The organism is Mesorhizobium sp. CA4 (genome assembly GCF_020165075.1).
Classification (GTDB): domain Bacteria; phylum Pseudomonadota; class Alphaproteobacteria; order Rhizobiales; family Rhizobiaceae; genus Mesorhizobium.
In genome coordinates, this window is the sequence record NZ_JAIUHK010000015.1 from 35,168 (window position 1) to 59,617 (window position 24,450).

Sequence of the window (24,450 nt, forward strand, 5' to 3'; positions counted from 1 at the left end):
TTCCGTTCGGGTTGCGTGGAATAAGGAGATGGGGCGGAGGGATGAACCATGCTGAAGCTGCATGAAAAGTCCGGCGAAGACACCGTGGCGCTGATGGCCGATATCGGCCGTCGCGCTCGCGCCGCCGCCCGACCGTTGGCCGTCGCTTCCACCAAGGCCAAGAACGATGCGCTGGTTGCCATGGCCGAAGCCCTCCTGCGCAACGAACAGGCCATTCTAGACGCCAACGCCATCGATACGTCGAATGGCGAGGAGGCCGGCCTGTCCGGTTCGTTTATGGACCGGCTGAAGCTCAATCCCTCGCGCATCAAGGCGATGGCCGACGGCATACGCGAGATCGCCGCGCTCAAGGACCCGGTCGGCGAAACCATTGCGGCCTGGGACCGGCCGAATGGGCTCCGCATCGAACGCGTGCGCACGCCGCTCGGCGTCATCGGCGTCATCTATGAAAGCCGCCCGAATGTGACGGCGGACGCCGGCGCGCTCTGTCTCAAGGCCGGCAATCCGGTGATCCTGCGCGGCGGCTCGGACTCGCTCAATTCCTCGGCCGCGATCCACGCCTGCATGGTCGAGGGGCTGAAGGCCGCTGGCCTGCCGCGGGACGCCATCCAGCTGGTGCCGACCACCGACCGCGCCGCCGTCGGCGAGATGCTGAAAGGTCTCGGCGGCAATCTCGACGTCATCATCCCGCGCGGCGGCAAAAGCCTGGTCGGGCGCGTGCAGACCGAGGCGCGCGTGCCGGTCTTCGCGCATCTGGAAGGCATCTGCCATCTCTATGTCGACCGCTCAGCCAAGCTCGACATGGCGGTCAATATCGCCGTCAACGCCAAGATGCGGCGCACAGGCGTGTGCGGCGCGGCCGAGACCTTGCTGGTCGACCGCGCGGTGGCCGCCACGCATCTGGTGCCGATCCTGGAAACGCTGCGCGCCGCCGGCTGCGAGATCCATGCCGATGCCGAGGTGATGGAAGCCTTCGCCGACGCCAGCCCGGCGACCGATGCCGACTGGGTGACGGAATATCTCGACGCCATCATTGCGGTGAAGCTGGTCGACGGCGTCGCCGGCGCGATCGAGCATATCGAGACCTTCTCGTCGCACCACACCGAGGCGATCATCGCCGAGGACGCGCAAGCGGTCGAAAAATTCTTCAACGAGATCGACTCGGCGATCCTGCTGCACAATGCCTCGACACAGTTCGCCGATGGCGGCGAGTTCGGCATGGGCGCCGAGATCGGCATCGCCACCGGCAAGATGCATGCGCGCGGGCCGGTTGGCGTCGAGCAGCTCACCTCGTTCAAATACCGCGTGCGCGGATCGGGACAGGTGAGGCCTTGACGCTTGCCGCTAGAGTGTGAGCCTTTGCGCCAAGGCCCCCCCCTCTGGCCTGCCGGCCATCTCCCCCTCAAGGGGGGAGATTGGCTGTTTCGTCGATGGCGCTCTGCTTGCAACGTTGGCGATTGGCGAAAGCATAGGCAACATCTGATCTCCCCCCTTGAGGGGGAGATGCCCGGCAGGGCAGAGGGGGGCGCCTAGCACCATGCTCTCCCAACCTGAACAGCAGGTATCCGCCCGCTACCTCCGCATGCCGCACGCCGCCAGGGGCCTGACCGTCGGGCTGTTCGGCGGCTCGTTCAATCCACCGCATGCCGGCCATGCGCTGGTTGCCGAGATCGCGCTGAGAAGGCTCGCGCTCGACCAGCTGTGGTGGATGGTGACGCCCGGCAATCCGCTGAAAAACGCGCGGGAACTGGCGCCGCTCGCCGAGCGTATCGAGCTGTCCGAAAAGATCGCCAGGAATCCGAAGATCAAGGTCACCGCCTTCGAGGCGGCGCAGCATGTGCGCTACACCGCCGACACGCTCGCTCTGGTCAAGGCGCGCAATCCGGGGGTCGATTTCGTCTGGATCATGGGCGCGGATAGTTTGCGCGACTTCCACCGCTGGCAGCGCTGGCGCGAGATCGTGCTGACCTTCCCGATCGCGGTCATCGATCGCCCGGGCGCCACGCTCTCCTTCCTGTCGTCGGTGGTCGCCAAGACCTTCGACTATGCCCGCATCGACGAGGGCGACGCGCCGCTGCTTGCCCGCATGCAGGCGCCGGCCTGGACCTTCATCCACGGTCCGCGTTCGTCGCTCTCCTCCACCGCGATCCGCAAGGCGGCGGAGGGGTAGGCGCCCTCCTTCTCCCGCAAGGGGGAAGGGAAGTCCGGCCATGTCGCTTTTACGGCGGCTTTTCCCACACCGATCAGCCAAGCTGCACAAGCATGCTGAAGCAGAACCCCACCGCGACCGATCCTAGCCGTACCGTGCAATCGGCGCCGCTGATCGCCATTGCCAGTGTCATCGTGTCGATGGCGCTGATCGCGATCGGCAATGGGCTGATGTTCGCCTATATCCCGGTGCGTCTCGGCGCCGACGGGTTCGACCCGACCTGGGCCGGGCTGATCGTCACCGGGCTTTCGGCCGGCGGCCTGGCCGGCTGCATCCTGACGGGGCCGCTGGTCAGGCGCGTCGGCCACGCCCGCGCCTTCATGGTGCTGTCGGCGCTGATCGCTCTTTCCAACGCGGCGATCGGCGCCGGGCCGATCCCGCTGCTGTGGATCGCCGCGCGGGCACTCTACGGCTTCGCCATTTGCGGGCTGTTCATCGTCGCGCAGAGCTGGCTGAACGACGCCTTGCCCAATTCGATCCGCGGCCGGGTCATGGCGGTGTTCTACGTCGCCTATATCGCCGGGCTGGGCGTCGGCTACGCGACGCTCGCCGCGGTCGACATCCATACGGCCGCGGCGGCGCTGATCGGCATCACCTTCACCGCGCTTTCCATCCTGCCGGTCGGCATGACGCGGCTCGCCCAGCCGCCGGCCCCGCAGGCCGCATCGGTGGCGCTGCGTCGCGCCTGGCGCATCTCGCCGGTCGGCGTCGCCGGCATGCTCGCCGTCGGCGGCCTGTCGATGATCGTTTCCGGCTTCGCGCCGATCCATGCCACCGCGAAGGGCTACAGCCAGGCCGATGTGGCGCTGCTGTTGTCGGCAATGCCGGTCGGCACGCTGATCCTGCAGATCCCTCTCGGCTGGATTTCCGACCGTACCGACAGGCGCTACGTGCTGGCCGGCGCGGCGGCGCTCGCGACGGTCGCCAGCGTGCTTGCCATCGTCTTCGACGGCGGCGCGCTGACGGTGCTGGTGGTGATTTATCTCCTTTGGGACGGGGCGGCGGAATCGATCTATGCGCTCTCCAGCGCGCATGCCGCCGACCGTGCTGCCAAGGACGAGCTTCTGGCGCTGTCGAGCTCGATGCTGTTTGCCTGGTCGCTTGCGGGCTTCATCGTGCCGGGTCTCGTCACCGCGCTTTCCGCCGTTTTCGGCACCGCGACCTTCATCTATGTCGGCATTGTCATCGCATCGGCCTTCTGCCTGTTCGTGCTGTGGCGCGTGGTGGCGGGTCGGCCGACGCCCGCGCCCACAAGCGGCACTTTCGCGCCGATGTCGGCGCAGACGCCCTTGCCGGTGGAGCTTGCCTTCGCGCCGGACGAGACGGCAGCCAAGCACTGATCCGGGAAGCACCGATCGGGCTACTGCTTGCGTGCTTCCGGCGCCGGCACCTCCGGCGGCGGCAGCGGGATCGAGATGCCTTCGCTGTCGAAAGCCTGCTTGGCGCGCTTGGTCATGTCGATCTGGGTCGAGAAGTAGTCGGCGGCCGATGTCCAGTAGCGCAAGGTTAGCGAAACCGTCGCGTCGCCGAGACCGGCCACGAAGGCGATCGGCGCCGGTTCGCGGCGGATGCGCTTTTCGGCGCCGGCGATGGCAAGCAGCGTCTTTTGCGCACGGTCGATATCGTTCCACGAGCCGATGCTCAAGGTGATGTCGGCGCGCCGCACGCCGTTGCGGGTGAAATTGCGTACCGGCTGGTTCCACAGCGTGGAGTTGGGCGCCAGTATGTAGACGCCTTCGACGGTGCGCAGCTTGGTGGCGAACAGGCCGATCTCCTCCACCTTACCGGCAATCGAGCCGACCTCGACATTTTCGCCGATGCGAAAGGGTCTCAGCGCCAGAAGCATGATGCCGGCGGCGATGTTCTGCAGCGTGCCCTGCAGCGCCAGCCCGATGGCCAGGCCGGCAGCGCCGATGGCGGCGATGATTGAGGCCGTCTGCACGCCGAACTGGCCGAGCACCATGATGACGACGAGGATCAGGATGGCGTAGCGCACGACCTGCGAGAAAAAATGCCGCAACGTCTCATCGAAGCCGTGGATATGGCCGAGGCCGACATAGATCGAGCGCTCGGCAAGCCCGGCGACGAGATAGCCGACGACCAGAAGGATGACAGCGCCGATGGCCGAGAAGGAATAGGAAACAATCAGCGTGCTCAGCTGCGCAAGCCCGGCCTGGATGGTGATGAGGGCGCTTTGCGGGTCGGTGGGCATGGCGGGGATCCCGTTGGTCGGTGCGCCGATAACCCGTGCGCCCGGGATCGGTTCCGCCTTTTGCAGCGTCGCGGAAGACCTCCTGGACCATTGCGTGGAGATCACACTTTCGGGCGGTCGTCTTGAAACTGCAATGCAACTCTGCCTATCTAAGTGGTGTCACCTGATTTGCATGGGTGATTTGGTTGTTCTTGTTGGGAAAGGAAACACACTGAGAACAGCACTGCGGAAGAAGGCTGACATCATGCCTTCGCCGGCCGGGATCAGCGGAAACGACGCTGCGTTCCTCGCCATCGACACAGTCCTTGCCAGTCTGGAAGACTCCAAGGCCGAAAACATCGTCTCAATCGACATCCAGGGAAAATCGAGCCTCGGCGACTATATGGTCATCGCCTCGGGTCGGTCGCACCGTCATGTCTCGGCTGTCGCCGATCATCTCCTCAAGGCGCTGAAGGATGCCGGCCTCGGCAACGCGCGCGTCGAGGGGCTGGCCAGCGCCGACTGGGTCCTCATCGATTCGGGCGACATCATCGTCCATGTCTTCCGCCCCGAAGTCCGCGAATTCTACAATCTCGAAAAGATGTGGCAGGCGCCGGACCTGGAGGAAGAGACCTTGCACTGAGCCTTAATCCGCGTGCCGTGAACCGTCACGGTACGCATTAGGAAGCTTGCCGGGGCGAGGATGAAGATCACCGTTCATGCCGTGGGCCGGATGAAGACCGGCCCCGAGAGAGAACTCGCCGAGCGCTATTTCGAGCGCTTCGCCAAGAGCGGGCCCGCGGTCGGGCTGGAGTTTGCCGGCATTGTCGAGGTCCCCGAGAGCCGCGGACAGAGCGCCGCCGAGCGCCGCCGCGAGGAAGCCGAGAAGCTGCAGGCGCAGTTGCAGGCCGGTACCGTTCTCATCCTGCTCGACGAACGCGGCAAGTCGGTTTCGTCGGAAGACCTGGCCACCCGCATCGGCCAGTTGCGCGACGGCGGCCGCAAGGCGCTGGTCGTCGCCATCGGCGGCGCCGACGGCCATGACAAATCCTTGCGCGAGCAGGCGGACCTGGTGCTGTCCTTCGGCGCGCTGACCTGGCCGCACCAGCTGGTGCGCGTCATGCTGGGCGAGCAGCTTTACCGGATTGCGACGATCCTGGCGGGGCACCCGTATCATCGTTCGTGAATGGCTCGACGGCCAAGAAGCTGGGAATTGCCGGCCCGCGCCAGAATTTCTGCCTCAATCGCGCGGCAACGGGGTATTTCTGTTTTACGCAATTCCGGACGGAAAACCGTTACGCTACGCACTTTTCCTGGAATTGCTCTGAGCGGCGCTTCCAACATGGTTGATGGTTCGTTAACGAAGCGGCGGATAGATTAGAGGCCTGATGTCTGAAGGCTGGACTTCGATTACGCGCACCTGGCGCAGCCGCTGCGGCTTGACGCTTGCCGCCGCCCTGGTCGCGCTCGGGCCGGTTCGGGCGACCGAGAACGCGCTCGACCTCGCGCCAGATCCGGATCAAAGCCGCGCCGAGTACGAGCAGGTTTCCAAGGAAATCACGCTCTCGTCGGAGCGGCTGGCCAAGCTCGCCGCCGACATCGCTTCGGTGCGGAAGGACTATGCCTCGATCACCGCAGCCCTCATCCAGTCGGCGATGACGGAGCAGAAGCTCGGGCAGGACATCGAGGACATCGGCGCCAAGCTCGAAGGGCTGAAGGCCGAGCAAAACAAGCTGCGCGCCTCGCTCATGGCGCGGCGCGACGTGCTGGCCGAAGTGCTGGGGGCCCTGCAGCGCATGGGGCTCAATCCGCCGCCGGCGATCCTGGTCAAGCCCGAGGATGCGCTGTCGTCGGTGCGCAGCGCCATCCTGCTCGGCGCGGTGGTGCCGGAACTGCGCCAGCAGACCGACCGGCTGATGGCCGATCTCAAGGAGCAGACGCGTGTGACGGCCTCGATCGAGGCCGAGCGGGCCAGGCTCGCCACCGCCGTCACCGACCAGACGGCGGAGAAGAAGCGGCTCACCATGCTGCTCGAAGCCAAGAAGAAGCTGCAGGCCGACACCCAGGCCGCGATGGCGGCAGAGCAGCAGCATTCGCAGCAGCTGGCGGCGAAGGCGAGCAGCCTCAAGGACCTGATCGCCTCGCTGGAGGCCGACAAGGCGCGCAAGGCGCAGGACCAGGCCAAGGCGGGCGAGCGCAAATCAACCGACTCCGACACAACGGCCTCGACCACCGAGCTCGCCGCGCTGCCGGTGCCGGAGGCGAACCGCCTCACGGGATCGGCGCCGTTCTCGGCATTGCAAGGCCAGATCGCGCTGCCGGTCATCGGCAAGATCAAACTGCGTTTCGGCGCCGACGACGGCAATGGCGCGGCGATGCAAGGCGACATGGTTGCGACACAATCGGGAGCCATCGTCACCGCGCCGGCGGATGGAAACGTGCTTTATGCGGGGCCGTTTCGCTCCTATGGTCAACTCTTGATCCTCAATGCGGGCGACGGGTATCATGTCGTTCTGGCGGGGATGAGCAGAATCAGCGTCGCGACCGGACAGTCGGTGCTCGCAGGAGAGCCGATCGGCGCGATGGGAGAGGCTCGGGTGGCAAGCACCTCGGCCTCGCGGAATGGAAATGCGACACCGGAACTCTATGTAGAGTTCCGCAAGGATGGAAAACCCGTCGATCCGGCCCCATGGTGGGCGGACCGATTCTCTGGAAGGACGTGAAATGATGCGGAAACTGTCGCTTCTGTTTGCCGGCGCGCTGATGGGCGCATCGGCAATGAGCCTGGTCTACGGCGCACCGGGTTCGGCGGCGAACGCTGCGGGTTCGGAAACCTACAAGCAGCTGGCGATCTTCGGCGACATCTTCGAGCGCGTGCGCGCCAATTATGTGACGCCGCCGGACGACAAGTCGCTCGTCGAGAATGCCATCAACGGCATGCTGTCCTCGCTCGACCCGCACTCCTCCTATATGAACGCCGAGCAGGCGCAGGACATGCGCGTGCAGACCAAGGGCGAGTTCGGCGGCCTCGGCATCGAGGTCACCATGGAGAACGACCTTGTCAAAGTGATCACGCCGATCGACGACACGCCGGCCGCCAAGGCGGGTGTGCTGTCGGGCGACTACATCGCCAAGATCGACGGCGAGGAGGTTCGCGGCCTCACGCTCAACGACGCGGTCGAGAAGATGCGCGGGCCGGTCAACACGCCGATCAAGCTCACCATCCTGCGGCAGGGCGCCGACAAGCCGATCGAGCTGACGGTGGTGCGCGACATCATCAAGGTCAAGGCGGTGAAGTACCGGGTCGAGAACGACATCGGCTACATGAAGATCACCTCCTTCACCGAGAAGACCTATGACGATCTCGAGAATGCCATCGAGAACATCAAGAAGCAGGTGCCGAACGACAAGCTGAAGGGCTATGTGCTCGACCTGCGCCTCAATCCGGGCGGCCTGCTCGACCAGGCGGTGAGCGTGTCGGACGCCTTTCTCAAGCGCGGCGAGATCGTCTCGACGCGCGGCCGCGATCCGAAAGACGTCACCCGCTTCGACGCCAAGCCGAAGCAGGTCGACGATATCAACGGCAAGCCGATGATCGTGCTGATCAATGGCGGTTCGGCGAGTGCGTCCGAAATCGTCGCCGGCGCGCTGCAGGACCTGCGCCGCGTCACGGTGGTCGGCACGCAGTCCTTCGGCAAGGGCTCGGTGCAGACCATCATTCCGCTCGGCGAGAATGGCGCGCTCCGGCTCACGACGGCGCTCTATTACACGCCGTCGGGCAAGTCGATCCAGGGCAAGGGCATCACGCCCGACATCAAAGTCGATCAGCCGCTGCCGCCGGATCTCCAGGGCCGCGACCTGACCCGTGGCGAATCCGACCTCAAGGGCCACATCAAGGGCGCCGACGAGAGTTCCACCGGCTCGGGCTCGGCAGCCTATGTGCCGCCTGATCCGAAGAACGACCTGCAACTGATCTATGCCGAGCAGCTTCTGCGCGGCGAGAAGACCGATCCGTCGTTCCCGCCGAACCCGGACAAGGCTGTGCTGAACCAGTAATGCGGTCCGGGTCTGGCCGGCTGCGCGAAGCAATGCAATGCTGCCGGGGCCGCGAGGTTCCGGCAGTTTGATTCGGGGACTGCGGTTGGGGCGCTACGCGTGTGGGGTATCGCGCCAGCGATTGTGAAGCTTACGCGAGAGGTCACGAAAAAGTGACCCTGACGTGCTCCGGGGAAACGACTTGGCTGAGATCGGCAAGGACATCGAACGCCCGCTCGGACAGACGCTCCGGCCTCAGCGCAAGGCTTCGCGTGGCATCGGCTCCGGCTCGCTCGCCGCTGTGCTGGCCGTGCTTGGCGTGATCGGTGTTTCCGGCGCTATTGCGCTGCGTGAAAGGCCGTTCCGCAAGCCGGAAGAAGTGGCCGTGTCGACGCCGAAGGTCACGGCTGAGCCTGCTCCTCCGGCGGCAGCGGCGCCGGCGCCCGCGCCGGCTCCGGTTTCGGCTGCGCCGCAGGCCAGCACGCCGATGAAGAGCGGCGGCCCGCAGATCATCCACGTCCAGACCGAGGAGGGCGACGGCCCGCCGAAGGCCGCGATCGTCATCCGCGACCCCGCGACGCTCGGCCAGAATCTCAAGGTCGCCCATATCCCGGACAGGGCGCTGATCGAGACCGGTGACACCGGTCCGCTGCCGATGCGCTCCGCCGACGGTCGGCGGCCCTTCGACGTCTATGCGCGGCCATGGTCCGGCGCGCGCGGGGCACGGGTGGCGATCGTCATCGGCGGGCTCGCCGTCTCGCAGACCGGGACGCAAGCCGCGATCGCCAAGCTGCCGGCCGAGGTGACGCTGGCATTCGCGCCGCAGGGCAACAGCATCGGCCGCTGGATGCAAGCGGCAAGGCAGAGCGGGCATGAGATCGTCATGCAGGTGCCGCTCGAGCCGTTCGATTATCCCAGCGTCAATCCGGGCCGCAACACGCTGACGGTGTCGGCCAGCCCCGGGGAGAACCTGAAGAGTCTGCACTGGGCGCTGTCGCGCACGACAAACTACACCGGGGTCATGAACTATATGGGCGCGCGTTTCTCGGCCGACGCTGCGGCGATGGAACCGTTCATGGCCGAGCTTGGCAAGCGGGGGCTTGCCTATATCGACGACGGGTCTTCCGCGCGCAGCGTTGCGCCTGAGCTTGCCTTGAAGGACGGCGTTCCCTTCATCGCCGGCGACATGGCGATCGATGCCGTGCAGGACCGCGGCGAAATCCTGAAGAAGCTGGACAGCTTGGAAGCAACGGCGCGGGCCAAGGGCAGCGCGGTAGGCATCGGTTCGGCTTTCGACATCACCGTCGACACGGTGACGTCCTGGATTGCCGAAGCGAAGAAGCGAGGCATCGAGATCGTGCCGATCTCGGCGGTGGCCATCGATCCGCAAAAGAGATAACGCTCTCCCGCCTTGCCGCAGTCAATTCTCAAAACGGCTGGAAATCCTTATGGTCAAGAAGATCGATCCCGAAACGCTGCCTTACCGTCCGTGCGTCGGGCTGATGATCCTCAACAAAGCCGGCCTGGTCTGGGTTGGGCACCGCATCCCCGAACCGGACAGCGAGTTCGCCGGCACGACGCAGCTTTGGCAGATGCCGCAGGGCGGCATCGACAAGGGCGAAGAGCCGATCGAGGCCGCCGGGCGCGAGCTCTACGAAGAAACCGGCATGCGCAGCGTGTCGTTGCTGGCCGAGGCGCCGCACTGGATCAATTACGACCTGCCGCCGCATCTGGTCGGCGTCGCCTTCAAGGGCCGCTATCGCGGCCAGACGCAGAAATGGTTCGCCTATCGTTTCGAGGGCGATGAAAGCGAGATCGCGATCAACCCGCCGCCCGGTGGCCACACGGCCGAATTCGACGAATGGGCGTGGCGGCCGATGCGGGAGCTTCCCGACCTGATCGTGCCGTTCAAGCGCATGGTCTATGAGCAGGTGGTGGCCGCCTTCCAACACCTGGCTCCCTGACTGACCCCATCCGCCCGGTTGTCGCGCCGGCTTGATGGCCGTATTGATTCCCGATGCAATAAGCGGGGGTCGCCATGAACGACGACACCGGACGCGGTTTTCCGGCACATGATGCAAACATTGGTTCTGCGGTCAGCGAGGCGGCCGCCGGCGCGATCCTGACGATCGACCTCGGGGCCATCCGCGAGAACTACCGCCGGCTGAAGGCGCGGCTGAGCGGCGTCCGCTGTGCCGGCGTGCTCAAGGCCGACGGCTATGGGCTTGGCGCCGCCCAAGCGGCGACGGCGCTGGCGAAAGAGGGCTGCGACATCTTCTTCGTCGCGCTGCTCGGCGAGGGCATCGCGTTGCGCAAGTCGATGGGGCCGGGGCCGGACATTTTCGTGCTGAACGGGCTGCCGCCCGGCTCGGAACCGGAGGCCGTGGCGGCCGGGCTTTGCCCGGTCATCAACAGCGCCATGCAACTGAAGGCCTGGCGTGAGACCGTGAGGGGCATGGGCGAAAGCCTGCCTGCCGCCATCCAGGTCGACAGCGGCATGGCCAGGCTCGGCATGGCGCCGGCGGAAGTCGAGGCGGTCGCGGGGGAGGCGGGCGCATTCCATGGCATCGACATCCGATATGTGATGAGCCATCTCGCCCGCGCCGACGAGCCGCAACAGGCGGCGAACGAGAGGCAGCGGCGCGAATTCGAACGGCTGCGTAAGATGCTGCCAGCGGCGCCAGCCTCCCTAGCCAACTCGTCCGGCATCTTTCTCGGACCGGCCTATCATTACGACCTGGCTCGGCCGGGAGCAGCGCTCTACGGCGTCAACCCGACGCCCAATGCACCCAACCCGATGCTGCCGGTCATACGGCTGCACGCCAAGGTGGCGCAGACGCGGGAGGTCGGCGCCGGCGCCGGCATCGGGTATGGCCACAGCCATCATGCGGACGGACCGCTCAGGCTGGCAACTATTTCGCTGGGCTATGGCGATGGCTGGCCCCGGCGCGCCGCCTCAGCCGCCTGGTTCGAGGGCGTGCGGCTGCCCTTCGTCGGGCGCGTATCGATGGACTCGATCATTCTCGACGTCTCGGCGCTTCCCGCCGGCGGGCTTGGTGAGGGCGACCTCGTCGAGCTCATCGGTCCATCACAAAGCGTCGATGACGTGGCCGGCCATGCCGGCACGATCGGCTACGAGATATTGACCAGCCTGGGTGCGCGCTTTCACCGCCGCTACATCGGGGGTTGAGGCAGGCGCCTTTGCTTGACAAGCCGGGGCTTCTCGGCAAGGGTCGGGGCATGAGCAGCCTCGCTTATACCAAAACCTGCTTCAGGGTTTGCCCCATCGCGGGAGCGTAGCCCCGGCGTGGCCGCCAATGCCGGCGGACGCGTGAACCGGGGCGTTTAATTCCAGACATTGTCGTCGAGCTGAGGCCCTTTGCGGTCCGGTTTTGTTCGCCGCCTTGGACGTGGCGGCTTGCGCGCATTCGGAAACCGATGCGCCAGCACATGAGGTATGCCATGCATGCAGCAACGCAATCGCGTTCGCGAAACACCATCCTTGTCAGCACGGCGGATCACGACCGGCTGAGCAGTCTCGCCAGGGCCTTTCTCGAGCGGACGCCCGAAATGGCCGAGGACCTGCTTGCCGAGATGGATCGCGCCAGGGTCGCCGCCGAGGCGGTAATGCCCGCCGACGTGGTGCGGATGGGCTCGACCCTGACGCTTCAGGACCCGGAAGGAAGCCTTCAGACGGTGACGCTGGTCTATCCAGCGGAGGCCGACATTGCCGAAAGACGCATATCGGTGCTGACGCCGCTTGGAACCGCGCTGATCGGCGCGCAGGCGGGATGCACGGTTTCCTGGCGCAGCCGCGACAGCCGGGTTCTCTCGGCAACGATCCACGCCGTCGAACAAGCGCGGAGGGCGCCATGACCAGGACCCTCTACCGCCTGACGGCCAAGGACTTCGCGGTGATTGAGGCGATGCTGATGCGCCGTCGCGCGTTCGCCGATCCGGTCGCGCCGATGCTCGAGCGCAAGCTCGCCGACAGCCGTGTCATTGCGACAGGGGCTGTCGAGCCCGACTTTGCCACGCTCAACAGCCGGCTGATTTTCCGGGTCGGCGGCGGTTCATCGCAAACGCGCACGCTGGTGCAGGCCGAAGCATCCGCTCCCGTCGGCTCCGGCCTGCCGGTCGCCACGTGGCTCGGCCTCTGCCTGCTTGGCATGAAGGCGGGCCAATCGGCGCTAGCCGACCGGCCCGACGGTCCCGCCGAAGAGGTGCTTCTCGAGGATGTGGCCTATCAGCCGGAGGCCGCGCGGCGGGAGGCGCAGGAGCGCGCCGCCGAACGACCTCGCCATGGTCTCAAGCTGGTCCACAGCGTGCCTGCCGCTGACTGGCCCCTTGGCGGGCGCGGCAGAATCCGGCAGACAGGCGGGGACGATCCGGGCCCTTCGGCGGCATGATCGGCCTTTGAGGGAGCATAGAATGAAAGTCATCGTGCTGGGCGGCGGCGTGATCGGGGTCACCACCGCCTACTTCCTCGCCGAGGCCGGTCACGAAGTGACCGTCTATGATCGCCAGCCGGGGCCGGCGCTCGAAACCAGCTTCGCCAATGCGGGCGAAGTGTCGCCGGGCTATGCCTCGCCCTGGGCCGGTCCGGGCATCCCGATCAAAGCCGTCAAATGGCTGTTGATGAAATATGGCCCGCTGGTGGTGCGGCCGGCCTTCGACCCGAATATGTGGAGCTGGCTCCTCAAGATGCTGCGCAACTGCACGGCCGAGCGCTACGCGCTCAACAAGTCGCGCATGGTGCCGCTTGCCGAATACAGCCGCGACACACTGAAGGCGCTGCGCGAGGCGACCGGCATCACTTACGACGAACGGACCAAAGGCACGCTGCAGCTCTTCCGCAAGCAGAAGCAGCTCGACGGCACCGGCGGCGACGTCGAGGTGCTGAAGAAATATGGCGTGCCCTACGAGATCCTCGGCCGCGACGGCTGTGTCGCCGCCGAGCCGGCGCTTGCGGCGGTGCGTGAGAAATTCGTCGGCGGCCTCAGGCTTCCGGGCGACGAGACCGGCGACTGCAAGATGTTCACCGACAAGCTAGCCGAGCTCTGCGTGGCGCGCGGCGTGACCTTCGAATACGGCTCGACCATCCGGCGCATCGTCAGGAACCGCAACCGCCTCACCAATGTGCTTTCGGACGGCGGATGGAGAACGGCGGACGCCTTCGTGATGGCGATGGGCAGCTATTCCGCGCAATTCATGCGCTCGCTGGGGCGGCCGATTCCGGTCTATCCGGTAAAGGGCTATTCGATCACCGTGCCGATCACCAATGCCGACGCCGCGCCTGTGTCGACGGTCATGGACGAGACCTACAAGGTGGCGGTCACCAGGCTCGGCGACCGCATCCGCGTCGGCGGCACAGCGGAGATATCGGGTTATGATCTTCGCCTGCATGAATCGCGCCGCCGCACGCTGGAGCATTCGGTCGGCGACCTCTTCCCCGGCGGCGGCGACCTCAAGGCGGCGAGCTTCTGGTGCGGCTTGCGGCCGATGACGCCGGACGGACCGCCCTTGGTCGGACTGAGCGAGGTTGCCAATCTCTACCTCAATACCGGCCACGGCACGCTCGGCTGGACCATGGCCTGCGGTTCGGCCAAGGTGCTGGCCGACATCATGTCCAACCGGGTGCCGGAGATCAACGCGCGCGACCTGAGCCCGGAACGGTATCTGAAACCCATTTAAGGTGCGCTGATATTCAGGTGAGGCCGGCCTGCAAATGCCGATCTCCTGCGCTGCCGGTGCTCACGTACTTCAAGTACGCTCCGCTCCGGCCTACGCCGGCCGAAGCCCTCATCAGGGTCTCCGCTCTATGAAGGCTACGGCCGGTGTAGGCCAGTTCTCGAGATCGTCATTTTCGACTCGGCCTGACCTGAATCTCAACACACCTTAATTCATATCAGCGGTTGGCGATCAGAACGCCTCCCTGACCCAGCTGTCGCTGAACAGCAGCCGGTAGGCCCAGCCGATCGTGACATTGCTGGCGACCGGGCGCGAATGGGCGAGGTAATCGTCGTAGACCGGCTTCATGCGGCGGTAGAAGGCCGGATCGAGCACGACCATGCCGTTCTCCGAGTCATGGAAGAAGCTGCGGTTGTTGAGATTGACCGAGGAGATTGCGACCAGCCTCTCGTCGATCATCATGATCTTGGAATGCAAGACGACATCCGGCGCCTTGAACTCGCGGATGTTGATGCGGTCGCCATATTTCTCGACGAACAGCTTGTTGAGCGCGGTGAGGAACCGGCCGCCAATATCGCCCTTGAGATCGATGCGGCCGACCACATCGATCTTGACGCCCCTGGCCAGCGCCCGGTCGAAAGCCCGGGCGATATCGGGCGTCAGGTTGAGGTAGGGATTAACGATCTCGATGCGATGCTCGGCGGTGTCGATCAGTTCGACGAAATAGGCCTCCAGCGCGTGCCCGTCCTCATAAGGTACGGAAATGAAATGCCGGGCGACGCCGCGCGGTGCCGCGCCGGAACGGACCGGAACGGAGAACGGCCGCGACAAATTGGTGTCGGCATCGCGCAGCCAGACGGTCGACAGATGCGCTGCCAGCGTCTCGACGGTCGCCGGGTCGGCGATCTCGATGTCGAAGTCGCTCCAGTTGGAATAATAGTTCAGCGAAAAGCCGTCGGTCCTGCCGTATTGTTCCAGCTTCGGATAGCGGGTCAGGTCGACCGGTTTGTGGAACAGAAAACCGTCATGGATGTTACGGCCGCCGATGATGAGGCGCGAGCGTCCGGGCTGCTCGGCCAGCGTCGCCAGCATCTTGATGTGGTGGGTCTTGTGCAGTTGGGAGAACTGCTCGTCGAAAGGCGCGCCGCGATCGGCTTGCCAGCGATATTCCTGCAACTCGACATTGGGGAATTCGGCTACCAGCCGGTGCAGCAGGGCGTCGTCCTTCTCCCGCTCCAGCACGTCGGTGACCAGGATGCGCACCTTGGTGCCAAGTGCCGCGTGATGGCGGATCAGCCGCTCCATGATACGGCCGGAGAAGTCTGCCTTGAACTCCAGCGACGACAGATAGATCAGCCTGAGCTTCGGCGCGTTGGAGAAATCGAGCGGCAGCTCGGGGTCCGCCCTGTCGAAGGCCCTGTCCGGCAGCGTCCTGCCGAGCAGGGCTTCGACCTTGGCATTGAAGCCGTCGCGCGATTTGCGCAGCAGGGTCGGCGACCCCAATGGCAGCGCACAGGTCTGCGAAAGCCAGCGGCCGGCATAGAAGGCGCGGTCGAGCTCCTCCATACCCGCCGGATCGGGCACCGGACATCGGTCGTAGCGGCTGTCGAGCCTCGCGATCCAGGGATCGGCGCTCTCCTCCCGCAGCAGGATCAGCGGCGCGCCGGCCGGTGCCAGGGTCGAGGTGACGCGAAGATCGCAGCGGGTCACCGCCTGGTCCGGAAACAGGCTGACCGAGGTCTCGTCGGCCGGCAGGCTGAGATGGAGTGGCGCGGCCTTGGCTACCGTGATGGATCGGCCCGATGCGCGGATCGCGAGCGAGCCGTTGCAGGTGCCGCCGACTTCGATAGGCTGCTGACCTGCCTGGCGCAGCACGATCTCGACCGAACGCGCCTCGAGGCCCGAGAAGCTGAAGGTCTTGGGCGCCAAGGGCCGCGCGGCGGCGTCGAGATAGAGCGTCTGCCGCGACACGCGCCAGCGGCCGGCGAACCTGCCCTCGCCCGGCCTGCCTTGTGCCGGCGTGAGTTCAGTGTCGTCGAGCGCTTTGGCCAACCGCTGCAGCGCTGGATAGGTCGCATGGAAGCCGCTGTTCTGGACATCGCGCCAGTCGCGGCCGAAGCGGCCTGTGCCGTTGGCGCGGTCGAGCGCATCGAGGCGGCTTTGCGCGAGCAGTGCCTGGAACTGTTTCTCGTAGGCGCTGTTGCCGTCGTTCGCGAAATAATGCGCCTCGGCTATCTCCTCGCCGCCGCTGTCCGCGGAGACAGGCAGGCGGCCGCAGGCGTCGTCGCCCGGAAAGACGGCGCAGGCCGAATGTCCAGGCATGCCGGCGCAACCGGCAAATGCTGCCAGCGCCAACCCAAGCAATGCCTTGGCGACAGTCGACCTGAGGCTCATCCGGCCGCCCCGTTCATGGCCTTGAGCTCGGCAGGATCACGTGGCGGCAGGAAGCCTTGTGGAAAGATCCTGCAGACGGGAAAGGCGAAAGTGGCGATCAGCAGCCCGGCTTCGCTGCGCATCTTGCGCGGCGCCGTCCTGTCGTCGCGTATCTTCCTGGCGGAAGCGACGAGCGCGCCGTCGCAGTCGCAATGATTGTGCCGGGCAATGTAGCAGGCGTCGTGGACCCGGCAGGCGGCATCGAGACGGTCGACCGGCTTGGCCGACAGATCGCCGGTGCGCGTGCCAGGGCCGCAATAATTGCCGATGACGAAAGGCGAGGGGCGCGACATGGCATAGCGGATCGGCTTCGGCAGTTCTGCTTCCGGAACCTTCGTCCAGGGATTGGCGCAGCCCGACAGGAAAAGCAGCGGCAGAATGGCAAGAACGGCTCGCATTTCTCCGCCGGCGTTCCGAAGATTGTCCCCCAGAGCGTTTCACCGTTTCACGGAAAGGCGAACCGCTCTATCTCTTTGTTTGACGCAATTCCAGACGGAAGGCTACGGCGAAGGCGCCGAGCCTAACCGCTCATGCTTTTCCTGGAATTGCTCCAGCGCTCCATCATGGCATGGCGAAGCGCGCTGGTGCCACAGTCGCCGAATTTGTGGCGCAGGCAAGGCGGCAACGACCAACTGCCTGTGATAGGATCGCCGCAGCGAGGGGACTTTGGATGCGTCTTTTTCTCTTTGCGGCGGCGCGCAAATGGGCGCCGCTTGCGGATGAGGCCAACAAGATCGTGAGCTCGTTCGTGCCCGACGCGGATTAGACAAGCGGATTAGACAAAAAGACCGCGCTCGCGTTCCACCGCCTTGGTGATGAAGTTGGCGACGAGCTGGACGCGGCGCAGCGGCCGCACCGATTCATGATAGACCAGCCAGTAGGCGCGGCGGATGGGCGCGACGATGTCGACCGGCACCAGCTCCGGCATCGAACGGGCGACGAAGGTGTGCAGGATGCCGATGCCCGCGCCGGAGCGCACCGCTTCGGCCTGGCCGAGCGCCGAGGAGATGGCGAAGCTGGTGCGCCATTCGGGGCTGAACTCGGCAGCATAGTCGAGCGAGGGGCTGACGATGAGGTCCGGCACATAGCCGATCAGCGTGTGCCGGCCGAGCTCGGCCGGCACTTTCGGCAGGCCGTTGGCTTCGGCATAGGTGCGGGAGGCGAAGAGGCCGAGCGTGTAATCGACCAGCTTGCCCGCCACCAGCCGGCCTTCGGTCGGCCGCTCGACGGTGATCGCGATATCGGCTTCGCGCCTGGACAGCGAGAAGGAGCGCGGCACCGGCACCAGCTGAATGGTGAGCTCGCGGTGCAGCGCAGTCAGCTCGCCCAGCCGCTTTGCCAGGAAGGCGACGCCAAAGCCGTCAGGCGCGCCGATGCGCACTGTGCCCGAAACGTCGTCGCCCTCGCCGGCAATGGCCGAGCGCGCGGCGATCATGTCGCCTTCCATGCGCTCGGCTATGTCGAGAAAGCGCTCGCCGGCAGGCGTCAGTTCGCTGCCGGTGGTCAGGCGGCGGAAGAGCTTTGTGCGGAGCGCCTCCTCGAGCGCGGCGATGCGGCGCGAGACGGTAGCGTGGTTGAGCTCCAGGCGCTTGGCCGCACCGAGGATCTGCCCGGCGCGCGCCACGGCGAGGAAGATGCGGACGTCATCCCAGTTCATGGGAGTGATCCGTTTTAACCGGCAGCGCCGCGTTCCTGCCCACCCCCCTCTGTCCTGCCGGACATCTCCCCCGCAAGGGGGGAGATTGGCAGCTTCTTTGATGGCGCTTCTTTTCAATGGTTGGTGATTGGCGAAAGCCCTCGTGGCGTCTGATCTCCCCCCTTGCGGGGGAGATGGCCGGCACGCCAGAGGGGGGTGTGAAGGAACGCAAGCTTCGGCCTTTTCGGCAATCCGTCATTTGCGGCAATTAATGCACAGCTCGGGATCGTTGTCTATTTTCCGCACAACGGTTGCGTTTTGGCTCGCGTTGCCATCGCCGAGGCAAAGGCGGACAATGCACCATCACCAAACAAGGGAGAGAAGGCATGATCGAATACGGTCATTTCATCGGCGGCAAGCGTGTCGCCGGCACCAGCGGGCGCAAGCAGGATGTGATGCAGCCGATGGACGGCTCCGTGCGCGGCACGGTGGCTTTAGCCTCGCAGGCGGAGCTGCGCGCCGCGGTCGAGAACGCCAAGGCGGCGCAGCCGAAATGGGCGGCCACCAACCCCCAGCGGCGCGTGCGCGTGCTGATGAAGTTCCTCGAGCTGGTCCAGCGCGACTATGACGAGCTGGCCGACATCCTGGCGCGCGAGCACGGCAAGACCATCGCCGATGCGCGCGGCGACATCCAGCGCGGCCTCGAAGTGGTCGAGGTCTGCATTGGCGCGCCGCACATGATGAAGGGCGAGTTCACCGATGGCGCCGGCCCCGGCATCGACGTCTATTCGATGCGCCAGCCACTCGGCGTCGTCGCCGGCATCACCCCGTTCAACTTCCCGGCGATGATCCCGCTGTGGAAGATCGCGCCGGCCATCGCCTGCGGCAACGCCTTCATCCTGAAGCCGTCCGAGCGCGATCCGGGCGTGCCGATCCGCATCGCCGAACTCTTCATCGAGGCCGGCCTGCCTGCCGGTATCCTCAACGTCGTCAATGGCGACAAGGAAGTGGTCGACGCCATCCTCGACGATCCGGACATCAAGGCGATCGGCTTCGTCGGCTCGACGCCGATTGCCCACTATATCTATTCGCGCGGCACGGCATCGGGCAAGCGCGTGCAGTGCTTCGGCGGCGCCAAGAACCACATGATCATCATGCCCGACGCCGACATGGACCAGACGGTCGATGCGCTCATCGGCGCCGGCTACGGCTCGGCCGGCGAACGCTGCATGGCGATCTCGGTGGCCGTCCCGGTCGGCAACGACACCGCCAACCGGCTGATGGAAAAGCTGGTGCCGCGCGTCGAAAGCCTGAAGGTCGGCCCCTCGACCGATTCTTCCGCTGATTTCGGCCCGCTGGTGACCGCACAGGCGCTGGAGCGCGTGAAGGGCTATGTCGATATCGGCGTCAAGGAAGGCGCCAAGCTTGTCGTCGACGGCCGCGGCTTCAAGATGCAGGGCTATGAGAACGGCTACTATATGGGCGGCTGCCTGTTCGACAACGTGACCGCCGACATGCGCATCTACAAGGAAGAGATCTTCGGGCCGGTGCTCTCGGTTGTGCGCGCGCCGCGCTACGAGGACGCCATCAAGCTCGCCAACGACCACGAGATGGGCAATGGCGTCGCCATCTTCACCCGCGACGGCGACGCCGCGCGCGATTTCGCCTCCAGAGTCCAGGTCGGCATGGTCGGCATCAACGTGCCGATCCCGGTTCCGATCGCCTATTACACCTTCGGCGGCTGGAAGGCGTCGTCCTTCGGCGACCTCAACCAGCACGGCCCGGACGCGTTCCGCTTCTACACCAAGACCAAGACGGTCACCTCGCGCTGGCCGTCGGGCATCAAGGATGGCGCGGAATTCGTCATCCCGACGATGAACTAGCCCGACGGTTTCCTCGTTTGCGCGTCCTCGCCACTTCGTGGCTGCGGGCGCGCGGCGAGGCATCAAGGACGGCGCCGAGTTCGTCATCCCGACGATGAACTGACCCCGGACGATTTTCCAAATCAACATTGAGGAGCGCGGCGCAAGCCGCGCTTTCCTTTTTATGGCGTCACGCGGGTCAGCCGCCCTTTAAATCTTGCTGTTTGCAGGTTCGTGGCGTCAGCAGCACAACTCAAGGTGCATGGTCTCTGGAAAGCACGTCGGGAAAGCATCTGCACCTTCTGATAATTCCATCGCCGTGTGATGGAACCAACAGACCACCATCTGCCTTAGGCTATATTCCTGCCATGCGGGCAGGCAACCAAGCAGCGCCGGTTCAAGCCGGGGTTCTCGTCTGGCGCGAGGAGGTGTCAGATGACAGGATTTTTTGTGGCGGCAATATTGGCGGCGGCCGCGATCACCGTTGGAGCCGCGCCGGCGAGCGCGGCGGCTCAATGTGCGCCACGCGCCGACATCATCAAGGCGCTTGGCGACAAGTTCCACGAAACCGAGGCCGGGCGCGGACTGATCAATCCGAACGTCGTGCTCGAGATCTTCGTCTCCGACCAGGGAAGCTGGACGGTGCTCGCCTCCGACACCAAGGGCCAGAGCTGTGTGCTTTCCGTCGGCGAGGGCTGGGATAGCCCGACGATCACCGCGGCGATGCCGGGCGCCTGAAAACGCCAGGGAGCCGGGTGAGCACCACAACGGCTCCTGCGGTCGAGCGCCAAGTTCCGCCAAGGAAGGCGCTTCCCATGGCGCCGCTTGTTTATGGAGCAGAGCTTCACCATATCGAATCCAGGGAGTCATGATCTCCCGACGACAGACCGGAAGCCAGAAGGAGTGACGCGATGAAGACGTCCAATCCGGCCTGGAGCCTTCCGGCACACTGAGGCGGCCGAATGTGCCTCCCTTGCCGGAATGCGAAGGCAAAGGAGGTGCCCCATGGCACGCGAATTTTCGTTTCAATGGGTCAAGCTTGCGGCCGTTGGCGCCATGATGGCGCTTTCGGCAGTTCCGGCGCGGGCGCAAGTCATCTGCGGCGGCCATGACTATCTGGTCGCGAGGTTGGCGGAGGCATTCGAGGAGAAGCGGCTGGGCTATGGCGTGGCCGGACAAGTCGCCATCTTCGAGGTGTTCGTCTCGGCCGGCGGAACCTGGACCATCCTGATGACCGACGTCAAAGGCCAGAGCTGCATCCTGGCCGCCGGCGAGGGGTGGGAAGACACGCTGGCCAGCGCGGTCGGGCAGCCGGGCGGCTGAACGCCTCGAGCAGGCGCCGATCCTGCTCAGCGCGTGGCGGCCACCTCGGCATGACCGCGCAGCAGCGCTATCAGCTTCTTGGCGTCCTTGGCGGCGGCTTCTTCGTCGCCGTCGAGGATGGAGCGGATCAAAGCGACGTGGTGCTCGGCCGATTCGGCGAGGCCGGTGTCGGCCTTGTAGCGGTACCAGAAGCGGCGGCTGTGGGTCTGCAAGGGGGCGGCGACGCGCGCCGCGAAGGGGTTGTCGGCGGCGATGGCCAACGCCTCGTCGAGCGCCTTGTCGGCCTGGATGAAGGCAAGCACGTTGGTCGAGATCACCGCCTTCTGCATGGCCAGGGCCGCCTCGTGGAACAGGTCAGCGGCCTCGCGGGTGACGAAGCGGGCGGCCGAACGGGCGAGCACGACCTCGATGCCGCGCCGCGCATCCAGCACCCGCAACCAGTCGCCGGCGTGAAGCGGCGCGACCGCGATGCCCGCGCGGGGTCTGATGTCGAGAAGCCCTTCCCAGGCCAGCCGCTGGATCGCCTCGCGCACCGGGGTGCGTCCGAGGCCCAGCCGCTCGATCAGCGCGCCTTCGGTGACGAAGCTCGACGGTGCCAGCTCGAGCGTGACGATCATGTGCTCCAGCGCGCGATAGGCCTTGGTCGCCGCCGGTTCGAAGGCCGCGTTCGATTCAGCGGATATCAACGGCGAGATCAAAGGTCGGCTCCTGATATATTTTTCATATATCATAACGGATTCAGCATTGACGAGCTAGCTCTTAATAGATATACGCCTGATATATCAATTGGAGAGACAGCTATGTGGACCGGAGTTTTCCCCGCCGTCACGACCAAATTCACCGCCGACGACCGCCTGGATCATGCCGAGATGGAGCGCTGCTATTCCCTGCAGATGGAGGCCGGTTGCGACGGCATCATCGTCTGCGGCTCGCTTGGCGAGGGGCCGATGCTGTCGCCTGACGAGAAGATCGAGGTGCTGAAGACGGCGCAGAAAATCGCCGGCAAGAAGCCGGTGCTCTTGACCGTCAACGAGCCCGGCACCCGCGAGGCGGCTGTTATCGCCAAACGCGCCGCCAAGGAAGGCGCCGATGGGCTGATGGTGGTGCCGAGCCCGATCTACCACACCAACCCGCAAGAGACGGTCGCCGCCCTGCGCGCCGTCGCGGAAGCCGGCGACCTGCCGGTGATGATCTATTCCAACCGGCTCGCCTACCGCGTCGATGTCACCGTCGACCTGATGGAGGAGCTGGCGTCGGACAGACGCTTCGTCGCCATCAAGGAATCCTCCGACGACATCCGCCGCTCGACCGAGATCATCAATCGGTTCGGCGACCGCTACGACCTCTTCACCGGCGTCGACAACCTCGCCTTCGAGGCGCTGTCGGTCGGCGCAATCGGCTGGGTCGCCGGCCTTGTCACCGCCTTCCCGCGCGAGACGGTCGCGATCTACCAGCTGATGCGGCAGGGCCGCCGCGACGAGGCGCTGGCGATCTATCGCTGGTTCCGGCCCTTGCTCGACCTCGATGTCTCGACCTATCTGGTCCAAAACATCAAGCTTGCCGAAGTGCTGGCGATCGGTACCAATGATCGAGTGCGCATGCCGCGCCAGCCGCTGTCGGGTGAACGCCGCAAGGCGGTCGAAAAGATCGTCCGGGATGCGCTGGCGGTGCGGCCGAAGCTGCCGCCGCTGCAGACGTCTCCTCGATCGACAAACAAGCTGGTGGCGGCCGAATAAGGGACAGCCCTGACGTGCAAGCAAATTCCAAATCCCTGGAACAGGAGCGGCGCTCCGCCACTGGGGCACCTTCTCCCCGTGCGCGGGGAGAAGCGGAAGACATCGCCATCATCGGCGGCGGCATCATCGGCATCTGCGCTGCCACCCTGCTCTCGGAAGCGGGGCGCAGCGTCACCGTCTTCGACCGCACCGGCATATGCGAGGAGACGAGCTCCGGCAATGCCGCCGCCTTCGCCTTCTCCGACGTGCTGCCGCTGGCGCATAAGGGGATGATCCGGCAATTGCCGAAATGGCTCGCCGACCCGCTCGGGCCTTTGACCATTCCGCCGGCCTATCTGCCGAAACTCCTGCCCTGGCTGATCCGCTTCTGGCGGGCCGGCGCGCCCAAGCACTACGAAGCGAGCCTTGCCACGCAGGCCGGCATGATGAGCTTGGCCGAGGCCGAATGGATGGCGCTGCTCGACCGCTCCGGCACGCGGCCGATGCTGCGCGAGGATGGTTCGCTGGAGTTCTATGAGAACGAGGCGGAGTTCCGCGCCTCGCTGCCCGGCTGGGCGGAACGCCAGCGTTTCGGCATTGGCTTCCGCCATGTCGAGGACGAAGAGATGGCCGCGCTCCAGCCGGGGCTTTCGCCGCGCTTCGTCAAGGCCACCTTCGTGCCGGGCTGGAAGACGGTCGCCGATCCGAAGCTGCTCGGCAAGGCGATCTGGGCCTATGCGGAAAAGCTCGGCGCCCGTTTCGAGCATGCGCGGGTCGAGCGCATCGAGGCCAGCGCAGACGGCGCGACGATCATCCTGGCCGACGGCAGCAGGCGCACGGCCAAGAAGCTCCTGATCGCCGCCGGCGCCTGGTCGCATCTCCTGGCAAGAAATCTCGGCGACCGCATCCCACTCGAAACCGAGCGCGGCTATAACACGACGCTGCCTGTGTCGGCTTTCGACGTGAGGCGGCAGCTGATCTTTTCCGGGCATGGCTTCGTCATCACGCCGCTCGAAACCGGCTTGCGCGTCGGCGGCGCCGTCGAGCTCGGCGGCATCGAGCGGCCACCCAATTTCGCCCGTTCCAAGGCGATGCTGGAGAAGGCGAAGCGTTTCCTGCCTGGGCTCGACCCGTCCGGCGGCCGCGAGTGGATGGGCTATCGTCCATCACTGCCGGATTCATTGCCGGTCATCGGCGCGGCGCGCGCGCCGAACGTCTATTATGCCTTCGGCCACGGCCATCTTGGCCTCACCCAGTCGGCGGCGACCGGCCGCTTGATCCGCGATCTCGTTCTCGGGCAGACTCCGCCGCTCGATCTCACGCCCTTCAGTCCGCAGCGTTTCTGAAAAAGAGTG

The 24,450-nt window shown here is 65.5% G+C and carries 23 protein-coding genes; 18 read left to right on the forward strand and 5 right to left on the reverse strand.

Features of this window, described 5'->3' with window-relative positions; translation table 11 throughout:
- Nucleotides 1-48 precede the first annotated feature (48 nt).
- The 3 genes from LB528_RS14330 (at nucleotide 49) to LB528_RS14340 (ending at nucleotide 3,549) form a co-directional block, all read left to right on the forward strand.
- Nucleotides 49-1,335, forward strand: a complete 1,287-nt coding sequence (locus LB528_RS14330; protein WP_224715286.1) for a glutamate-5-semialdehyde dehydrogenase — start codon at nucleotides 49-51, stop codon at nucleotides 1,333-1,335.
- A gap of 247 nt (nucleotides 1,336-1,582) precedes the next feature.
- Entirely contained in the window at nucleotides 1,583-2,170 is a 588-nt protein-coding gene (locus LB528_RS14335; protein WP_224510999.1) for a nicotinate-nucleotide adenylyltransferase, read from the forward strand.
- 92 nt (nucleotides 2,171-2,262) lie between these two features.
- Nucleotides 2,263-3,549, forward strand: a complete 1,287-nt coding sequence (locus tag LB528_RS14340) for an MFS transporter (protein ID WP_224715287.1) — start codon at nucleotides 2,263-2,265, stop codon at nucleotides 3,547-3,549.
- 20 nt (nucleotides 3,550-3,569) lie between these two features.
- On the opposite strand, the gene LB528_RS14345 is transcribed toward LB528_RS14340, so the two are convergent.
- A complete protein-coding gene (locus LB528_RS14345; RefSeq protein WP_224715288.1) occupies nucleotides 3,570-4,421 on the reverse strand; it encodes a mechanosensitive ion channel family protein in 852 nt (283 codons plus the stop codon).
- Nucleotides 4,422-4,665: 244 nt separating this feature from the next.
- Between LB528_RS14345 and rsfS the strand changes: the two genes are divergently transcribed.
- From rsfS to LB528_RS14395, 10 genes are all read left to right on the forward strand, one after another.
- Nucleotides 4,666-5,043, forward strand: coding sequence for a ribosome silencing factor (gene rsfS / locus LB528_RS14350; protein WP_224510956.1), 378 nt, complete (start codon nucleotides 4,666-4,668; stop codon nucleotides 5,041-5,043).
- A gap of 60 nt (nucleotides 5,044-5,103) precedes the next feature.
- Nucleotides 5,104-5,586 carry a 23S rRNA (pseudouridine(1915)-N(3))-methyltransferase RlmH gene (gene rlmH / locus LB528_RS14355; RefSeq protein ID WP_224510955.1) on the forward strand — a complete coding sequence of 161 codons (483 nt, stop codon included), beginning with the start codon at nucleotides 5,104-5,106 and terminating at the stop codon, nucleotides 5,584-5,586.
- A 202-nt stretch (nucleotides 5,587-5,788) separates the two neighbouring features.
- Entirely contained in the window at nucleotides 5,789-7,123 is a 1,335-nt protein-coding gene (locus tag LB528_RS14360) for a murein hydrolase activator EnvC family protein (RefSeq protein WP_224715289.1), read from the forward strand.
- A 1-nt stretch (nucleotide 7,124) separates the two neighbouring features.
- Complete coding sequence (locus LB528_RS14365; protein ID WP_224510950.1) at nucleotides 7,125-8,456, forward strand: S41 family peptidase; 1,332 nt, start codon at nucleotides 7,125-7,127, stop codon at nucleotides 8,454-8,456.
- 181 nt (nucleotides 8,457-8,637) lie between these two features.
- Nucleotides 8,638-9,834, forward strand: coding sequence for a divergent polysaccharide deacetylase family protein (locus tag LB528_RS14370; RefSeq protein ID WP_224715290.1), 1,197 nt, complete (start codon nucleotides 8,638-8,640; stop codon nucleotides 9,832-9,834).
- Between the two features lie 49 nt (nucleotides 9,835-9,883).
- Nucleotides 9,884-10,399: an RNA pyrophosphohydrolase gene (locus LB528_RS14375; protein ID WP_263487255.1), complete on the forward strand. Its 516-nt coding sequence runs from the start codon at nucleotides 9,884-9,886 to the stop codon at nucleotides 10,397-10,399.
- A 74-nt stretch (nucleotides 10,400-10,473) separates the two neighbouring features.
- Complete coding sequence (gene alr, locus LB528_RS14380) at nucleotides 10,474-11,625, forward strand: alanine racemase (protein ID WP_224715291.1); 1,152 nt, start codon at nucleotides 10,474-10,476, stop codon at nucleotides 11,623-11,625.
- A gap of 272 nt (nucleotides 11,626-11,897) precedes the next feature.
- Nucleotides 11,898-12,311 (forward strand): nucleoside diphosphate kinase regulator, encoded by a 414-nt coding sequence (gene rnk, locus LB528_RS14385; RefSeq protein WP_224715292.1) that lies wholly within the window; start codon nucleotides 11,898-11,900, stop codon nucleotides 12,309-12,311.
- Nucleotides 12,308-12,844 carry a nucleoside-diphosphate kinase gene (locus LB528_RS14390; protein ID WP_224715293.1) on the forward strand — a complete coding sequence of 179 codons (537 nt, stop codon included), beginning with the start codon at nucleotides 12,308-12,310 and terminating at the stop codon, nucleotides 12,842-12,844. Before rnk ends, LB528_RS14390 begins: the two co-directional genes overlap by 4 nt.
- Nucleotides 12,738-14,129, forward strand: a complete 1,392-nt coding sequence (locus tag LB528_RS14395; RefSeq protein ID WP_411962175.1) for a D-amino acid dehydrogenase — start codon at nucleotides 12,738-12,740, stop codon at nucleotides 14,127-14,129. The genes LB528_RS14390 and LB528_RS14395 overlap by 107 nt, the downstream gene beginning before the upstream one ends.
- A 228-nt stretch (nucleotides 14,130-14,357) precedes the next feature.
- Here the strand turns inward: LB528_RS14395 and LB528_RS14400 are convergent, their stop codons facing one another.
- The 3 genes from LB528_RS14400 to LB528_RS14410 form a co-directional block, all read right to left on the reverse strand.
- Nucleotides 14,358-16,520, reverse strand: a complete 2,163-nt coding sequence (locus LB528_RS14400; protein WP_224715295.1) for a phospholipase D-like domain-containing protein — start codon at nucleotides 16,518-16,520, stop codon at nucleotides 14,358-14,360.
- A complete protein-coding gene (locus LB528_RS14405) occupies nucleotides 16,517-16,957 on the reverse strand; it encodes a hypothetical protein (protein WP_224510937.1) in 441 nt (146 codons plus the stop codon). The genes LB528_RS14400 and LB528_RS14405 overlap by 4 nt, the downstream gene beginning before the upstream one ends.
- Before the next feature lie 377 nt (nucleotides 16,958-17,334).
- A complete protein-coding gene (locus LB528_RS14410) occupies nucleotides 17,335-18,216 on the reverse strand; it encodes a LysR family transcriptional regulator (RefSeq protein WP_224715296.1) in 882 nt (293 codons plus the stop codon).
- A 365-nt stretch (nucleotides 18,217-18,581) separates the two neighbouring features.
- Between LB528_RS14410 and LB528_RS14415 the strand changes: the two genes are divergently transcribed.
- The 3 genes from LB528_RS14415 (at nucleotide 18,582) to LB528_RS14425 (ending at nucleotide 21,380) form a co-directional block, all read left to right on the forward strand.
- A complete protein-coding gene (locus LB528_RS14415; protein ID WP_224715297.1) occupies nucleotides 18,582-20,078 on the forward strand; it encodes a CoA-acylating methylmalonate-semialdehyde dehydrogenase in 1,497 nt (498 codons plus the stop codon).
- A gap of 414 nt (nucleotides 20,079-20,492) precedes the next feature.
- Nucleotides 20,493-20,795 (forward strand): hypothetical protein, encoded by a 303-nt coding sequence (locus LB528_RS14420; RefSeq protein ID WP_224715298.1) that lies wholly within the window; start codon nucleotides 20,493-20,495, stop codon nucleotides 20,793-20,795.
- 267 nt (nucleotides 20,796-21,062) lie between these two features.
- Entirely contained in the window at nucleotides 21,063-21,380 is a 318-nt protein-coding gene (locus tag LB528_RS14425) for a hypothetical protein (protein ID WP_224510929.1), read from the forward strand.
- A 26-nt stretch (nucleotides 21,381-21,406) separates the two neighbouring features.
- Here LB528_RS14425 and LB528_RS14430 read toward each other — a convergent pair whose 3' ends face one another.
- A complete protein-coding gene (locus tag LB528_RS14430) occupies nucleotides 21,407-22,111 on the reverse strand; it encodes a GntR family transcriptional regulator (RefSeq protein ID WP_224715299.1) in 705 nt (234 codons plus the stop codon).
- 69 nt (nucleotides 22,112-22,180) lie between these two features.
- On the opposite strand from LB528_RS14430, the gene LB528_RS14435 reads away from it, so the two are divergent.
- Nucleotides 22,181-23,116, forward strand: a complete 936-nt coding sequence (locus tag LB528_RS14435; protein WP_224510925.1) for a dihydrodipicolinate synthase family protein — start codon at nucleotides 22,181-22,183, stop codon at nucleotides 23,114-23,116.
- Between the two features lie 14 nt (nucleotides 23,117-23,130).
- Nucleotides 23,131-24,441 (forward strand): NAD(P)/FAD-dependent oxidoreductase, encoded by a 1,311-nt coding sequence (locus tag LB528_RS14440; protein WP_224715300.1) that lies wholly within the window; start codon nucleotides 23,131-23,133, stop codon nucleotides 24,439-24,441.
- The last annotated feature ends 9 nt before the right edge of the window (nucleotides 24,442-24,450 follow it).

Excerpts from the sequence above, each read along its gene's own strand:
- LB528_RS14330 (WP_224715286.1), top strand. The coding sequence starts at position 49 with ATGCTGAAGCTGCATGAAAAGTCCGGCGAAGACACCGTGGCGCTGATG.
- LB528_RS14335 (WP_224510999.1), top strand. The coding sequence starts at position 1,583 with ATGCCGCACGCCGCCAGGGGCCTGACCGTCGGGCTGTTCGGCGGCTCG.
- LB528_RS14340 (WP_224715287.1), top strand. The coding sequence starts at position 2,263 with ATGCTGAAGCAGAACCCCACCGCGACCGATCCTAGCCGTACCGTGCAA.
- LB528_RS14345 (WP_224715288.1), bottom strand. The coding sequence starts at position 4,421 with ATGCCCACCGACCCGCAAAGCGCCCTCATCACCATCCAGGCCGGGCTT.
- rsfS (WP_224510956.1), top strand. The coding sequence starts at position 4,666 with ATGCCTTCGCCGGCCGGGATCAGCGGAAACGACGCTGCGTTCCTCGCC.
- rlmH (WP_224510955.1), top strand. The coding sequence starts at position 5,104 with ATGAAGATCACCGTTCATGCCGTGGGCCGGATGAAGACCGGCCCCGAG.
- LB528_RS14360 (WP_224715289.1), top strand. The coding sequence starts at position 5,789 with ATGTCTGAAGGCTGGACTTCGATTACGCGCACCTGGCGCAGCCGCTGC.
- LB528_RS14365 (WP_224510950.1), top strand. The coding sequence starts at position 7,125 with ATGATGCGGAAACTGTCGCTTCTGTTTGCCGGCGCGCTGATGGGCGCA.
- LB528_RS14375 (WP_263487255.1), top strand. The coding sequence starts at position 9,884 with ATGGTCAAGAAGATCGATCCCGAAACGCTGCCTTACCGTCCGTGCGTC.
- alr (WP_224715291.1), top strand. The coding sequence starts at position 10,474 with ATGAACGACGACACCGGACGCGGTTTTCCGGCACATGATGCAAACATT.
- rnk (WP_224715292.1), top strand. The coding sequence starts at position 11,898 with ATGCATGCAGCAACGCAATCGCGTTCGCGAAACACCATCCTTGTCAGC.
- LB528_RS14390 (WP_224715293.1), top strand. The coding sequence starts at position 12,308 with ATGACCAGGACCCTCTACCGCCTGACGGCCAAGGACTTCGCGGTGATT.
- LB528_RS14395 (WP_411962175.1), top strand. The coding sequence starts at position 12,738 with ATGGTCTCAAGCTGGTCCACAGCGTGCCTGCCGCTGACTGGCCCCTTG.
- LB528_RS14400 (WP_224715295.1), bottom strand. The coding sequence starts at position 16,520 with ATGAGCCTCAGGTCGACTGTCGCCAAGGCATTGCTTGGGTTGGCGCTG.
- LB528_RS14405 (WP_224510937.1), bottom strand. The coding sequence starts at position 16,957 with ATGCGAGCCGTTCTTGCCATTCTGCCGCTGCTTTTCCTGTCGGGCTGC.
- LB528_RS14410 (WP_224715296.1), bottom strand. The coding sequence starts at position 18,216 with ATGAACTGGGATGACGTCCGCATCTTCCTCGCCGTGGCGCGCGCCGGG.
- LB528_RS14415 (WP_224715297.1), top strand. The coding sequence starts at position 18,582 with ATGATCGAATACGGTCATTTCATCGGCGGCAAGCGTGTCGCCGGCACC.
- LB528_RS14420 (WP_224715298.1), top strand. The coding sequence starts at position 20,493 with ATGACAGGATTTTTTGTGGCGGCAATATTGGCGGCGGCCGCGATCACC.
- LB528_RS14425 (WP_224510929.1), top strand. The coding sequence starts at position 21,063 with ATGGCACGCGAATTTTCGTTTCAATGGGTCAAGCTTGCGGCCGTTGGC.
- LB528_RS14430 (WP_224715299.1), bottom strand. The coding sequence starts at position 22,111 with ATGATATATGAAAAATATATCAGGAGCCGACCTTTGATCTCGCCGTTG.
- LB528_RS14435 (WP_224510925.1), top strand. The coding sequence starts at position 22,181 with ATGTGGACCGGAGTTTTCCCCGCCGTCACGACCAAATTCACCGCCGAC.